The organism is Streptomyces sp. NPDC002788 (assembly GCF_053592115.1).
Genome location: NZ_JBSFVB010000001.1, coordinates 645,112 through 658,574, shown reverse-complemented (window position 1 = coordinate 658,574; position 13,463 = coordinate 645,112). Strand labels below are relative to the sequence as shown.

Sequence of the window (13,463 nt, the reverse complement as noted above, 5' to 3'; positions counted from 1 at the left end):
CGGCGTCGGTGCCGCCGATGTGACGATTTGGGCATGACCACCCCGCCCGAGCTGGACCTGACCGACGCGACCGCCTTCGTACGGCACGACGCATACGAGTTCTGGCGCGACGTGCGCAAGCACCGGCCCGTGTACTGGCACGAGGGAAATCCCGGTTTCTGGGTCGTCGCCCGTCACGCCGACGTGCTGTCCTGCTACGCCGACGTACGCTCCCTGAGCTCCGCTCGCGGGACCGTACTGGACGTCCTTCTGAGCGGCGGTGACTCGGCAGGCGGCAAGATGCTCGCGGTCACCGACCGGCCCCGCCACCGCGAGCTGCGCAACCTGATGCTCCGCGCCTTCTCCCCGCGCGTCCTCGGCGCGGTGGAGGAGAAGGTGTGGAAACGGACCTCACGGCTCATCAGGACCGTCGCTCAGCAGGGGGAGTTCGACTTCGCCGCGGAGGTCGCCGAGCACATCCCGATGAACACGATCTGCGATCTGCTCTCCATTCCGGAGGCGGACCGCGAGAAGCTGCTGCGCTGGAACCAGCTGGCCCTCTCCTCGGACGACGCCGAGTCCGACCGGCTGGACTCCCTGGAGGCCCGGAACGAGCTCATCGGCTACTTCATGGACCTCGCCCGGCACCGCCGCGGCGACCCCGGCGACGACGTGATCAGCATGATCGCGACGGCGGAGGCGGGAGGCCGCCCGCTGACGCTGGAGGAGGTCGCGCTCAACTGCTACAGCCTCGTGCTCGGCGGCGACGAGTCCTCCCGCGTGTCCGCGATCTGCGCGGTGAAGACGTTCGCCGAGCACCCCGCCCAGTGGCGGGCGTTGCGCGAAGGGTCGGCCGCGATCGACACGGCCGTCGAGGAGGTGCTGCGCTGGGCCACACCGGCCATGCACTTCGCCCGCACCGCGACCCGGGACATGCGGATAGGCGGCCGGCAGGTGCGCGCGGGCGACATCGTGACGCTGTGGAACACCTCCGCCAACAACGACGAGGAGGTGTTCGACCAGCCGCGCCGGTTCGACCCGGCCCGCTCGCCCAACAAGCACCTCTCCTTCGGACACGGCCCGCACTTCTGCGTCGGCGCCTTCCTCGGCCGAGCGGAACTGCGCGCACTGCTGAGCTCGCTCACCGAGTCGGTCGGCGAGATCGAGGTGTGCGGCGAGCCCGCCCCGATCTACTCCAACTTCCTGAACGGCTACGCCAGTCTGCCGGTCGCCTTCCGCTGACGGCCGTCAGCCGGGCAGCCGGCTCTCGACGGCCGCGGCCAGCTCGCCGATCGTCGCCGCCTCCAGCACGGTCCGGATCGACAGCGCGACCTCGAACCGCTCCCGGATCCGGGCGACCAGCCTGGTCGCCTGCACGGAGTGCCCGCCGAGCTGGAAGAAGTTGTCGGCGGCCGTCGCCTCCGGTGTCCCGAGGACTTCCCGCACGATCGCGCAGACCACGGCCGCGTAGTCGTCCGCCTCGACGGCCTCCGGCGCCCGCCCGCCGCCCGGAAGTTCCCCGGTGCCCGCGTCCGGCTGCGGCAGGGCCCCCCGGTCGATCTTGCCGTTGGCCAGCGTCGGGAACCGCTCCAGCACCGTGACCCGTGCGGGCACCATGTGTACGGGCAGCGACTCGGCGACATGGGCGCGCAGATCACCCGGCTCGACCGGCGCCGTGGTGGTGACGTAGCCGACGACATGCGCGTCGGCCAGCTCACCCCGCAGCACGGCGACGGCGACGTCCACCGCCGGATGGGCGGCGAGCTGGGCTTCGATCTCACCGAGCTCGACGCGGAAACCGCGCAGCTTCACCTGGCCGTCGGCGCGGCCCGCGAAGAACAGCTCGCCGTCCGGCCGCCTGCGGCCCCGGTCGCCCGTACGGTACATCCGGGTGCCCGGCGGCCCGAACGGGTCGGCCACGAACTTCGCCGCGGTCGCCGGGTACCGGTTGAGATAGCCGCGCGCCAGCCCGCTGCCGGCGATGTACAGCTCGCCTTCCGTGCCGGGCGGCACCGGGCGCAGGCGCTCGTCGAGCACGTGCACCTCCTTGCCGACCCAAGGAGTGCCGATCCCGATGTCACCGGCGTCGCGCACCGGCCCGGCGATCGTCGCCCCGACGGTCACCTCGGTCGGACCGTAACCGTTGAACATCCGCCGCGCCCGCGACCACTTGCGCACCAGCGTCGGCGTACAGCTGTCCCCCGTGGACATGACGGTACCGCCGGGCAGGACGTCCTCGGCGTCGGTCTCGCTGAGCGCCACCGGGGGCAGTACGGCGTGCGTGATGCCGTACTTGAGAAGGGTGTTCCACAGCGGATGGCCCGGCAGCAGGTCGTCGGCGGGCACCATGACGAGGGCCGCCCCGGACAGCAGCGCCAGGGACACGTCCCAGAAGGCGGCGTCGAAACTGATGGACGCCCACTGGAGCACGCGGTCGCCCGGGCCCGCCCGCAGGACGGCCGCCTGGGTGGCGGCCATGTCGCGCACACCGCTGTGCGGCACGGCGACGCCCTTTGGTTTCCCGGTCGACCCCGAGGTGTAGATGACGTACATCAGGTGCTCGGGGCGCAGTGCGGCGCGGCGCTCGTGCTGGGCGACGTCGTGCCCCGGCAGAGCCGCGCACGCGGCATGGAACGCCGGGTCGTCGAGGACGAGTTCCTCCGGACCCGCTCCGAGGGGCGCCACCGAGGAGGACCGCAGCAGCAGCACCGGCCGTGCGTCGGACAGCATGAACGACAGTCGTTCCGCCGGATAGTCCGGGTCGAGCGGGAGGTAGGCGCCGCCGGCCTTGAGCACCGCCATGATCGCCACGATCAGTTCTCGCGACTTCGGCATCGCGATCGCGACGAGCGAGTCGGGACCGACACCGTGCGCGATGAGCCTGCGGGCGAGCCGGTTGATCCGGGTGTTCAGCTCCGTGTACCCAAGGGTGCCCTCCCCGTCGACGAGGGCGGGTTCGCCACCCTGTCGGGCGACGATTGACTCGAACAGTGCAGGAACCGTGTTCAAGCGCGGTCAGCTCCTTCGAGAGGCTCCCCGATCGACGGCGAATCTAATCTCCGGCGCCCGGGGAGCCCGGCGAATCCTTCCCGTCTCTGTCAGTGCTCGCTCCGGGCGCCGGCGGGGGTGCGCAGGAGGTCCCCCGACCGGGTGACGGCGGAGCCGTCGCGGACGTGCAGGACCGCGTCGGCGGTGTCCAGGAGGGCCTGGTCGAGCGGAAAGTAGCCCTGCTGCGGGGTGGTGTCCGTCCGGGTCCGGGCGGCGGTGACCGTGCCGGTGGGGGCCAGGGCCCAATCGGTGACGCGGTCCTGCAGAACGCTCTCGTGGGTGCCCGGCTCGGGGTCGCCCAGCCCGATGGCCTCACTGCGGCCCAGGCTGCCGGCGACGAAGACGTACTGCTCGCCCAGCAGCGGTGCCACGACGGTGCCGGCCCCGGGCCAGCCGACGCGCAGGTCTCCCAGGCTCCAAGTGCTCGGGGTCCGCTGGAGGTGCACGTTGTGGGCGAAGACCAGCGTCGCGCCCCGGCGGCCCTCGATGCTGCGGATGTCGAGGAGGTTCTGCGCCATGAGCGCGTCCCGGGTGGCGAACAGCCGGGACAGCCGGGTGTTGTTCTCCAGGCGCTGGGCCGCCTGCCGGTGGTAGCGCAGCAGCCCGAGGCCGGCGGTGAGGTGCGTCCTGGCCCGGAGCCACTCCGCGCGCGAGGTCTGCGCGATCCGCTCGGCGGCGTTGGAGTGGAGCAGGGCGAGCATGTCGTCGGCGAGGGACCGCAGCCGCTCGGCCTCGGGCGTGGCGCCGACCGACATGGCCGGGTCCATCACCGCCTCCGTACGGCTCCACTGGTCGTCCGCGCCGAGCAGCCCGGTCAGGTCGAGGTCGAGCCCCAGATAGTCCCGGGCGTGCTCGAGACAGGTCCGCGGGCTGGGGGCGCTCGTCGTCTCCGTCGGGACGTCGAAGCCGTGGAAGGTCAGCCTTTCCTCCGGCGGCAGGTTCGCGTTGTGGTCGCGCATCCAGGCGACGAGGCGCCGGTTGGTCTCCAGGTTCCCGAAGCCGTGGGAGAAGCCCTCCCGCGCCACCTCGTCGAGATCCCCGTCGCCGCCCTTGACGAAGTCGTCGACGCGCAGCGCGGCCACGCGGTCGGTCTCCAGGGCGATCGAGCGGAAGCCGAGGCGGGCCAGCCGGGCGAACAACTCGTTGCGCACCCACCCGAAGGCGGGTTCCCGGTGGGTGGGTTCGCCGAGCGCCAGCACGGAGCACGAGGCAACGGGCAGGTCGTGGAAGTCCTTTCTCATGTCTGTCCATCGAATCATTGAAAGACCTGTTGAGGCTTACGGCGGTGCCGTCGGCGCCGCGGGCGGACCCGCCGGGTCGCGAGGTCTCAAACCGTCGGCGGGGACCCCGGCGCGGGAGCGGGTTCCGCGGCGGCCGGCGGTCCGGCCGGGGCGATGCCGAGGAGGGCCACGTACCCGCCGAGACGGGCTGCCGCGTCGAGCATGGACACACCGCGGGCCGTGAGCCGTCGCCGCCAGTCCTCGAGGGCGGCGGACAGCGCTTCGGTGCCGCCGGCCGTGCGGATCTGCCGAACCACCGTGCTGATGTGCTCCAGTGGGTAGCCGCCGCGCCGCAGGAGATGGGTCAGTTCGGCGTCGCGCACGTCCGTGGCGCCGAACGAACGGTGGCCGGTGACCGGCTCCCGGGCGGGGATGAGGATGCCCACCGCCTCCCAGTTCCGCAGGGTCGCCGCGGTCACCCCCAGACGGCGCGCGAGTTCGCCGATGCTGAGCGGCTCGCTGCCGGCGGTGGTGTGCTCGGCGGGGCCGGGGCCGCTGGTGAGGTGCGCCACCGCCCGCCCCACCGCGTCCAGCGTGCTGCGGTCGCGCAGCAGTTGGGCGTGGCCGCGGTCCACGGCCGTCAGCGCGGCGTCGAGGTCGCCGGTGTTGAGCGACCGCATGATCTCGCCGCCCGTGGCGTAACCGTATGCCTGGACGAGCGCCAGATAGGCGCGCAGGGCCGCCGCGTGGATCTCGGTGTAGGTGCGGTAGCCGGACGGGGTGCGCCGGGCGAGCGGGATGAACCCGTCCCGCTCGTAGTTGCGGACCGCCTGGGTGGAAATGCCGTGCTCACGGGCCAGGTCGTAGGGACGCAGGTACTTCACGGTTTGAGACTCTATCCGAAGAGATCCGCGTGGTGCCTCCAAAACCCTCAACCGGCTTTGCAGGTATACGCTTGAGCCCATGAACCGGGACGTTCAGGAACTGGTCACCACGTCGCATGACGAAGGCGTGCCGCGTCCGACAAACGGGAGGGACACCATGACGGCCGGCACCGAGACGGACACCCAGCCCGCTGCGCTCTGTGCCGCCGACAGCCATGACATGATCCGTGTGTACGGAGCACGTGAGAACAACCTCAAGAACGTGCATGTGGAGATCCCTAAACGGCGGCTGACCGTGTTCACCGGGGTCTCCGGCTCGGGCAAGAGCTCCCTGGTGTTCGACACGATCGCCGCGGAGTCGCAACGGCTGATCAACGAGACGTACAGCGCCTTCATCCAGGGCTTCATGCCCACTCTGGCGCGGCCCGAGGTCGACGTGCTCGACGGGCTGACCACCGCGATCCTGGTCGACCAGCAGCCGATGGGCGCCAGCCTCCGCTCCACGGTCGGCACCGCCACCGACGCGGGCACACTGCTGCGCATCCTCTTCAGCCGGCTCGCCAAGCCTTACATCGGGTCGCAGAAGGCGTTCGCCTTCAACGTCGCGTCGGCCGACGCGTCGGGTGTCCTCGTGGTGAACGGCAAGAAGATCGAGAAGGGCTTCAGCGTCGTCGGCGGCATGTGCCTGCGGTGCGAGGGCATGGGCACCGTCTCGGACATCGATCCCGCCCAGCTGTTCGACGATTCCAAGTCGCTCGCGGACGGCGCGATCACAGTCCCCGGATGGAAGCCCGACGGCTGGGTGGTGCAGTCGTTCACCGAGTCGGGCTTCCTCGACCCGCACAAGCCGATCCGCGACTACACCGAGGAGGAACGGCACGACTTCCTGCACCGGGACCCGGTCAAGGTCAAGGTGAAGGGGGTCAACACCACCTACGAGGGCCTCCTCGCGCGGGTGCGCAAGTCGTTCCTGTCCAAGGACAAGGAGACGCTCCAGCCGCATATCCGTGCCTTCGTGGAACGGGCGGTGGCGTTCTCCGTCTGCCCCGAGTGCCACGGCACCCGGCTCAGCGAGACCGCCCGGTCCGCGAAGATCGACGGCCTCAGCATCGCCGACGCCTGCGCCATGCAGATCAGCGACCTCGCGGCCTGGATCCGCGGTCTGACCGACCCGTCGGTCACGACACTGCTCACGGTGCTCGGCCAGACCCTCGACTCGTTCGTCCAGATCGGCCTCGGCTACCTCTCGCTCGACCGGTCCTCGAGCACGCTCTCGGGCGGTGAGGCCCAGCGCGTCAAGATGGTCCGTCACCTGGGCTCCTCGCTCACCGACGTCACTTACGTCTTCGACGAGCCCACCGTCGGCCTGCACCCGCATGACATCCAGCGGATGAACGACCTGCTGCTGCGGCTGCGGGACAAGGGCAACACCGTGCTGGTCGTGGAGCACAAGCCGGAGACGATCGTGATCGCCGACCACGTCGTCGACCTGGGACCGATGGCCGGTACCAAGGGCGGCGAGGTGGTCTTCGAGGGCACCGTCGAGGGTCTGCGGGCCAGCGGTACCGTCACCGGGCGGCATCTGGACGACCGGGCCTCGCTGAAGCCGTCCGTGCGCGAGCGGTCCGGTGTGCTGGAGGTGCGCGGCGCCAACGCCCACAACCTGCGCGACGTCGACGTGGACATCCCGCTCGGCCTGCTCACCGTGGTCACCGGGGTCGCGGGCTCCGGCAAGAGTTCACTGATCCACGGCTCGGTAGCGGGCCGGGACGGCGTCGTCACGGTGGACCAGTCGCCCATCAAGGGCTCCCGGCGCAGCAACCCGGCCACTTACACGGGCATGCTCGAACCGATCCGCAAGACGTTCGCCAAGGTCAACGGGGTCAAGCCCGCCCTGTTCAGCCCCAACTCCGAGGGTGCCTGCCCCACGTGCAAGGGCGCCGGTGTCATCTACACCGACCTGGCGATCATGGCCGGTGTCGCCACCACCTGCGAGGACTGCGAGGGCAAGCGGTTCCAGGCGTCGGTGCTCCAGTACCGGCTCGGCGGCCGGGACATCAGCGAGGTGTTCGCGATGCCGGTGGCCGAGGCCGCCGAGTTCTTCCGCAGCGGTGAGGCACGGACGCCGGCCGCGTACACCGTCCTCGACCGGCTCGCCGAGGTCGGTCTGGGCTACCTCAGCCTCGGCCAGCCGCTCACCACCCTCTCCGGCGGCGAGCGGCAACGGCTGAAGCTCGCCGGCCACATGGGGGGAACGGGCAGCGTCTACATCCTCGACGAGCCGACCAGCGGCCTGCACCTGGCCGACGTCGAGCAACTGCTCGCCCTGCTCGACCGGTTGGTGGACGCCGGCAAGACGGTCATCGTCGTGGAGCACCACCAGGCGGTCATGGCCCACGCCGACTGGATCATCGACCTCGGCCCCGGCGCCGGCCACGACGGCGGCCGGATCGTCTTCGAGGGCACTCCCGCCGAACTCGTCGCCGCCCGCCCGACCCTCACCGGCGAGCACCTCGCCCAGTACGTCAGCGCCTGACGCGACGCGGCCGTCCGCCTGCCCCCGCCTGGTGACTCGGGGCGGGGGCGTCGACCGTGGCCGGCTCGTACCCGGGCGCCAAGTCGGCATCGGGCGTGCCGCGCGGGCGCACGACTGTCTGGCTCACCTCTTTCGCCCGCACCTTTCCACCAGCGCGGCGGCGACCACAATGCGGGCCGACGGCTTCCGCCCGCCGACAGCCCATTCCGGCGTTCCCACACCGAGCACCTGCCGGACCGCTCCTGCGGTGGACGGACCCCGCTCATGCCGCCCGACGGAAGGGATCACACCGATGTCCTCGCACACCGACCACACCACCGTGATCGTGGGAGCCGGCCCCGCCGGGCTCACAGCGGCGCTCGGTCTGGCCAGATACCGGCACCCGGTGATCGTCGTGGACAGCCCCCGGGCACCGCGCAACAGCGCGTCGGCGGGCGTTCACGGCCACATCGGCATGGACGGCCTCACTCCCGCCGAGTTCCGGGAGCGCGCCTGGCGGGAACTCTGCCGGTACACGACCGTGGAGCGGCTGGAGGACGACGCCGACAGCGTGTCCCCCGCTCCCGGCGGGGGCTTCCGGGTCGCCCTCGGCGGCGGTGAGACCGTCGAGGCCCGAACCGTCCTGCTCGCGACCGGTGTCGTCGACGTCCATCCGGCCGACGTGGACGGCTTCACGGAGTGCTGGGGCCGCAGCGTGATCCACTGCCCGTTCTGCCTCGGTGAGGAGAACGCCGGTCGGCGCTGGGCGACGGTCGCCGACAACGCGGAACTCGCCGGACTGTCGGCCGTGGCCTTCCGCGCCTGGAGCGAGGACACGATCGCGATCTGCCAGGAGTCGATGCCCGGCCTGGAGACCGCTCGCGCGACCGCGCGAAGCAGGGGAGGGGACGTCGTCACGGGAACGGTCCGCCGCCTGCACCACCGGGAAGGGGACCTGTACGGCATCGAGTTGGCCGACGGCAGGGTCCTGGAGCGGCAGACCCTGGTGTGGACGCCGCGACAACGGCAGCAACCCGTCGTGCAGCGGGCGGCCGACGAACTCAAGCTGACGGTCGACGACGCCGGCTTCGTCGGCGTCGACGCCTCCCAGTGCACCAGCGTGCCCGGCCTGTACGCGGCCGGGGACCTGACCAGTCGCTGGAAGCAGTCGGTCACCGCGTCGACCGCGGCGGGCGCGGCGGCCGCCGACGCCATCCACACGTCAGCCTTAGGGGTCCTTGCACTATGAGCGTCCGATCAGGCCGCGCGACCCGGGCGGGCATAGTGCAAGGACCCCTTACTCGGTGCCGTGCACCACTGAACCGGGTCGCCGCCCCGCCACCCCGCACCCCAGGGCGCGCCGGACCGGGAAAGGAGTCACGGCAGATGCCGGCAGCGATCAGAACGGCCGGACTGTGCAAGCGTTTCGGCTCGCTCCCCGCACCCGACCGCCTCGTGGTTCGGTCCGCACGTACGGCTTGCGCTGACCGGCGGACGACACCACCGTGACAGAGTTCCGCAAGAGACCGAGGAGGCGCCGGGGGGCGACGCAATCATGGCAGCCATGACTGAACCTGCCGGCGCACCCGACGGACCCGCGGTGATGACTGAGGTATTCGACGCCGTCTACCGCGGGGAGAGCCCGTTCGGCAAGCGCCCGCCGTGGGACATCGGGGCGCCCCAACCCGCCTACGTCGCCCTTGAGGAAGCGGGGCTCATCCGCGGCACGGTGCTCGACGCGGGCTGCGGCACTGGCGAGGACGCCCTCCACCTGGCGGGCAAGGGCTACGCGGTGACGGGGCTGGACCTGTCCCCGACGGCCATCTCCCTCGCCCGGGACAAGGCCGCCGCACGCGGACTGGGCGCCGTCTTCGAAGTCGCCGACGCCCTCGACCTCACGGGCTACGAAGGACGTTTCGACACCGTGATCGACTCCGGCCTCGCCCACACCTTCGAGGGCGACAGGCTGCGCGCCTACGCGGCGGCCCTGCACCGGGCCTGCCGCCCGGGGGCGGTGGCGCACATCCTCTCGATCAGCGACCGGGGATCCGCGGAGATGCAGGCGCGGCTCGCCGAGGCCATCGAGGAGATACCGGCGCCACTCCCGGACGACGACGAGCCGCCCGCCCTCAAGCGCTCCGCCGACCACTTGCGCGACGGCTTCGCCGACGGCTGGACGGTCGAGTCGATCGACGAGGCCCTCATGCGCGGCATCATCCCGCCCACGTCGGAACTCCTCGACGTGCACGCCTGGCTCGGACGTTTCCGCCGTAGCTGACCGCGACCACCGAAGACGGCCCCTGAGAAGGTGATGAACGATGAACGTGCGAGTAGGCAAGTGGCTGCGGAACGTCGCGTCTTCACCGGCCGGCCGTGCGGCCAGACGCGCGTTCCCGCCGGGCGGCACCTCCCCGGCCCCGCCGAAGTGGGCCGGGGCCGCCCGCACCGCCTACCGGTTCGGCTGCGTCTACGCCGGCCTCTACTGCCTGACCTCGCCGCAGGTCTATCTGGCCCTGCGCGGGGGCGGAATGGGGCGTCTGCAGGAAGCGGCCGACGCCTGGGCGAAGGTCTGGGCGATACGCCCGGTGCGGAACTGGATGTCCGTCCGGTTCCTCGGCAGGGAGCTGGGTGACCGTTTCGACGGCGGCGACGACCCGCACACCTGGGCCGGGCAGCTCTGCTGGCTCGCGGGTGCCGCCGCGGCCACCCCGGTCTGGTCCGTGCTCGACCGGCACCGGACGGACTGCGCGACGCTGGACGAGTGGTTCCGTCTGGCCGCCCGTTTCTGCCTCGCGGGGCAGATGTTCTCCTACGGCGCGGCCAAGGCTGTCCCGCTCCAGTTCCAGCTGCCGCCGTCCAAGCTGGTCGAGCCGCTCGGCGACCTGAGCCCGATGAGCCTGCTGTGGGCGCAGACCGGATCCTCGACGCCGTACCAGATACTGCTCGGCTGTGCGGAGATCGCGGGCGGGCTGCTCCTCATCGTGCCGCGCACGGCGTCGCTGGGCGCGCTGCTGTCCGCGGCGGAGATGGCCCAGGTGCTCCTGCTCAACATGACCTTCGACGTCCCCGTCAAGGTCCACTCCTTCCAGCTGCTCCTGCTCAGCCTGCTTCTGCTGGCCCCGCACGCGCCTCGCCTGGCCGGGGCCGTGCTCACGGAGCGCCCGCTCCCCGGGGCCGCCCGCGCGGACCTCTTCCGTTCCCACCGGGCGAACCGGATCGCCACCGCCCTCCAGGCCGGGGCCGGACTCTGGCTGCTCGGCGCGCAACTGCGCAACGACTGGACGTTCTGGAAGAATCACGGAGGCGGACGGCAGAAGCCCGAGTTGTACGGCGTCTGGGACGTCATCGACTTCTCCGCCGACGGCGAGCAGCATCCGCCTGTGACGACCGACGGCCGGCGCTGGCGCCGAGTCGTCGTGGACTCCGTCGACGCCGTGGCCATCCAGCACATGGACGACTCGCTCGCCCCCTGCATGGCCGCGATCGACATGAACGCCCGTTCGATCGCCCTGACCAAGATGGCCGACCCGAAGTGGCAGGTGACGTTCGCCTTCGAGCGCCCAGCCGACGATCACCTGATCCTGGAGGGCAAGGCCGACGGCTGCCACCTCCGCCTGCAACTGCGCCGCCGCGACCTCGGCACCTTCCCGCTGGTCAGCCGTGGCTTCCACTGGGTGCAGGAGAACTCGTCCCTGCGCTAGCGGACCTGTGGGCCGAGCGGCACTCGCGGGGCGGTGGCCACGCCGTCCACGGAAGGAGAACAACGGATGAGCGTGGACGTGGCGACGCTGGCCGCCGAGGTGCGAGGACCCGTCCTCCTGCCCGGCAGCCGGGAGTACGACGAGGAACGGACCGGTTTCCAGGCCGGCTTCCGGCACCGCCCCGCCGTCGTCGTCGGCGCCACCCGCCCCGAGGACGTGCGCGCCGCGGTCCGCTTCGCCGCCGAGCGGAGGCTTCCCGTCGCCGTGCAGTCCACCGGACACGGCATCGTCACCGCCCTGGACGGCGAGGGCGTTCTCATCACCACCCGCCGGATGAGGGCCGTCGCGGTGGACGCGGAGGCCGGAACCGTCAAGGCCCAGGCCGGCGTGCTGTGGGGAGAGGTCATCGAGCGGGCCGCCCCGCACGGCCTGGCCCCCGTCAACGGCTCGGCCCCACACATCGGCGTCGTTGGCTACCTCCTCGGCGGCGGTATCGCCCTGCTCGGCCGTCGGACCGGTTACGCCAGCGATTACGTCCGCGCCATCGACATCGTCACCGCGGACGGCGCGCTGCGCCACGTCACGGCCGGCTCCGACCCCGACCTGTTCTGGGCGCTGCGCGGTGGCGGCGGCAACTTCGGCGCCGTCACCGCCATCGACACCGCCCTCGTGCCGGTGACGCGGCTCTACGGCGGTGGCCTCCACTTCGCCGCGGACCACCCCGTCGACCTGCTGCACGCCTACCGGGCATGGACCCTGACGCTGCCTGAGGAGCTCACCTCCTCGATCTGCCTCATGACCTGCCCGCCGTGGCCGTCCGTCCCCGAACCGCTGCGCGGACGCTACGTCGCACACGTGCGGATCGCCTTCACGGGCCCCGCCGAGGAGGGCGAACGGCTCGTGGCGCCCCTGCGGGCGCTCGGCCCGCGGCTGGTCGACACCGTCCGGGAGATGCCGTACACACAGGTCGGCACCATCTACCAGGACCCGCACGTCCCGCACGCCTACTTCGGCGACAACGTCCAGCTGCGCGAACTCGATCCCGCGGCCCTGCGGACCGTCGTGGATGTGGCCGGGCCCGATGCGGCCGTGCCCTGCATCGTGGAGATCCGTCACCTCGGCGGGGCCTTCGCCCGCCGGCCCCCCGACCCGGGCGCGGTCGGCGGACGGGACGCTGCTTACATGCTGCGCGTGATGACCGGCGGTACGGCCGCGCCGTCCACGGCCGCCCGACCGGTCCATCAGCGCGTCTACGACGCCCTGAAGCCCTGGACCGTCGGCCGCAGCCTCAACTCCGTCTACAACGACGGCGCCCCGGTCTCCCAGGAGCGGGTGCGGGAACTCTTCGCGGCCGAGGATTACGAGCGGCTGCGACGCGTGAAGACGCTGTACGACCGGCACAACCTGTTCCGGTTCACCCATAACATCCGACCGGAAGAAAGCGATTGACTGAGGTTTTTCGCATGCACGCGGGAACCGTGCCGCTCGCCGAGGTCCCCGGCGTCCGGGCCCGAGACGTCCGTAGGGGTGGTGCGGGGTGCTGTGGGCTGGAGGACGCTGACCTGGGAAACCGGTTCTGACCAGGGCTTTTCTGAGACCTGTTCAGGCCGACATCTTTCCGATGACGTCGCACGTGGAGTGCGTGGCCATTCTGGAACCGGCCAAGTAAGTCCTGGCGGTGTGGGTCCGGCCGGACCCACACCGCCGGCAACGGCCTTCCGCCGCAGCGATGGCTCAGCGGTCGGAATAGCTGAAGTCGCCCATGGTCCAAGCGCTGACGTCTTCGATCGCGACGCGGTACATGCCGCCCGTCTCGGGGATCCCCACCGTGCCCTGCAGGATGCGGGCGACATGGAAGTGGAGATGCGTAGGAGGCCCGTTCTTCGCGGGCGTGTCGAACACGGCGGAGAACTCGGCCAAGTGGTCCGAATCCGTGAGCACATCCGACACCCTCTGCCTCCACAGTGCTTCGGGAGCCAGCCGACCGGTGATGACAGCACCGCCGGTGACCACGGTCAGGGACATCTGATTGCTCTGCCCGGATTCCACCAGGGCGGCGACTTCGACCAGCAGCTCGTCAGGCTTCGACATGAGGCAGATTGTATTCACCGTCCGT

General features: G+C 71.2%; 10 protein-coding genes. 6 read left to right on the top strand and 4 right to left on the bottom strand.

Annotation, left to right across the window (positions count from 1 at the left end):
- Window positions 1-33 precede the first annotated feature (33 nt).
- Window positions 34-1,221 (top strand): cytochrome P450, encoded by a 1,188-nt coding sequence (locus ACWD1U_RS02890; protein ID WP_451103879.1) that lies wholly within the window; start codon window positions 34-36, stop codon window positions 1,219-1,221.
- A gap of 6 nt (window positions 1,222-1,227) precedes the next feature.
- Here the strand turns inward: ACWD1U_RS02890 and ACWD1U_RS02885 are convergent, their stop codons facing one another.
- From ACWD1U_RS02885 to ACWD1U_RS02875, 3 genes are all read right to left on the bottom strand, one after another.
- Window positions 1,228-2,988, bottom strand: coding sequence for a non-ribosomal peptide synthetase (locus ACWD1U_RS02885; RefSeq protein ID WP_451103878.1), 1,761 nt, complete (start codon window positions 2,986-2,988; stop codon window positions 1,228-1,230).
- A gap of 89 nt (window positions 2,989-3,077) precedes the next feature.
- On the bottom strand, window positions 3,078-4,286 hold the full coding sequence (locus ACWD1U_RS02880; RefSeq protein WP_451103877.1) for an erythromycin esterase family protein: 1,209 nt from the start codon (window positions 4,284-4,286) through the stop codon (window positions 3,078-3,080).
- A gap of 68 nt (window positions 4,287-4,354) precedes the next feature.
- Window positions 4,355-5,131: a TioE family transcriptional regulator gene (locus ACWD1U_RS02875; protein ID WP_451103876.1), complete on the bottom strand. Its 777-nt coding sequence runs from the start codon at window positions 5,129-5,131 to the stop codon at window positions 4,355-4,357.
- Between the two features lie 157 nt (window positions 5,132-5,288).
- On the opposite strand from ACWD1U_RS02875, the gene ACWD1U_RS02870 reads away from it, so the two are divergent.
- From ACWD1U_RS02870 to ACWD1U_RS02850, 5 genes are all read left to right on the top strand, one after another.
- Window positions 5,289-7,667: an ATP-binding cassette domain-containing protein gene (locus ACWD1U_RS02870; RefSeq protein ID WP_451103875.1), complete on the top strand. Its 2,379-nt coding sequence runs from the start codon at window positions 5,289-5,291 to the stop codon at window positions 7,665-7,667.
- Window positions 7,668-7,959: 292 nt separating this feature from the next.
- Window positions 7,960-8,895: an NAD(P)/FAD-dependent oxidoreductase gene (locus ACWD1U_RS02865; RefSeq protein WP_451103874.1), complete on the top strand. Its 936-nt coding sequence runs from the start codon at window positions 7,960-7,962 to the stop codon at window positions 8,893-8,895.
- Window positions 8,896-9,249: 354 nt separating this feature from the next.
- Window positions 9,250-9,924, top strand: coding sequence for a class I SAM-dependent methyltransferase (locus tag ACWD1U_RS02860; RefSeq protein ID WP_451103873.1), 675 nt, complete (start codon window positions 9,250-9,252; stop codon window positions 9,922-9,924).
- A 40-nt stretch (window positions 9,925-9,964) separates the two neighbouring features.
- Window positions 9,965-11,347: a hypothetical protein gene (locus ACWD1U_RS02855; RefSeq protein WP_451103872.1), complete on the top strand. Its 1,383-nt coding sequence runs from the start codon at window positions 9,965-9,967 to the stop codon at window positions 11,345-11,347.
- Window positions 11,348-11,413: 66 nt separating this feature from the next.
- Entirely contained in the window at window positions 11,414-12,796 is a 1,383-nt protein-coding gene (locus ACWD1U_RS02850) for an FAD-binding oxidoreductase (RefSeq protein WP_451103871.1), read from the top strand.
- 285 nt (window positions 12,797-13,081) lie between these two features.
- Here ACWD1U_RS02850 and ACWD1U_RS02845 read toward each other — a convergent pair whose 3' ends face one another.
- A complete protein-coding gene (locus ACWD1U_RS02845) occupies window positions 13,082-13,438 on the bottom strand; it encodes a hypothetical protein (protein ID WP_451103870.1) in 357 nt (118 codons plus the stop codon).
- Window positions 13,439-13,463: the final 25 nt, after the last annotated feature.

Coding starts and splice junctions, on each gene's coding strand:
- ACWD1U_RS02890 (WP_451103879.1), top strand. CDS start 34: ATGACCACCCCGCCCGAGCTGGACCTGACCGACGCGACCGCCTTCGTA.
- ACWD1U_RS02880 (WP_451103877.1), bottom strand. CDS start 4,286: ATGATTCGATGGACAGACATGAGAAAGGACTTCCACGACCTGCCCGTT.
- ACWD1U_RS02870 (WP_451103875.1), top strand. CDS start 5,289: ATGACGGCCGGCACCGAGACGGACACCCAGCCCGCTGCGCTCTGTGCC.
- ACWD1U_RS02865 (WP_451103874.1), top strand. CDS start 7,960: ATGTCCTCGCACACCGACCACACCACCGTGATCGTGGGAGCCGGCCCC.
- ACWD1U_RS02860 (WP_451103873.1), top strand. CDS start 9,250: ATGACTGAGGTATTCGACGCCGTCTACCGCGGGGAGAGCCCGTTCGGC.
- ACWD1U_RS02855 (WP_451103872.1), top strand. CDS start 9,965: ATGAACGTGCGAGTAGGCAAGTGGCTGCGGAACGTCGCGTCTTCACCG.
- ACWD1U_RS02850 (WP_451103871.1), top strand. CDS start 11,414: ATGAGCGTGGACGTGGCGACGCTGGCCGCCGAGGTGCGAGGACCCGTC.
- ACWD1U_RS02845 (WP_451103870.1), bottom strand. CDS start 13,438: ATGTCGAAGCCTGACGAGCTGCTGGTCGAAGTCGCCGCCCTGGTGGAA.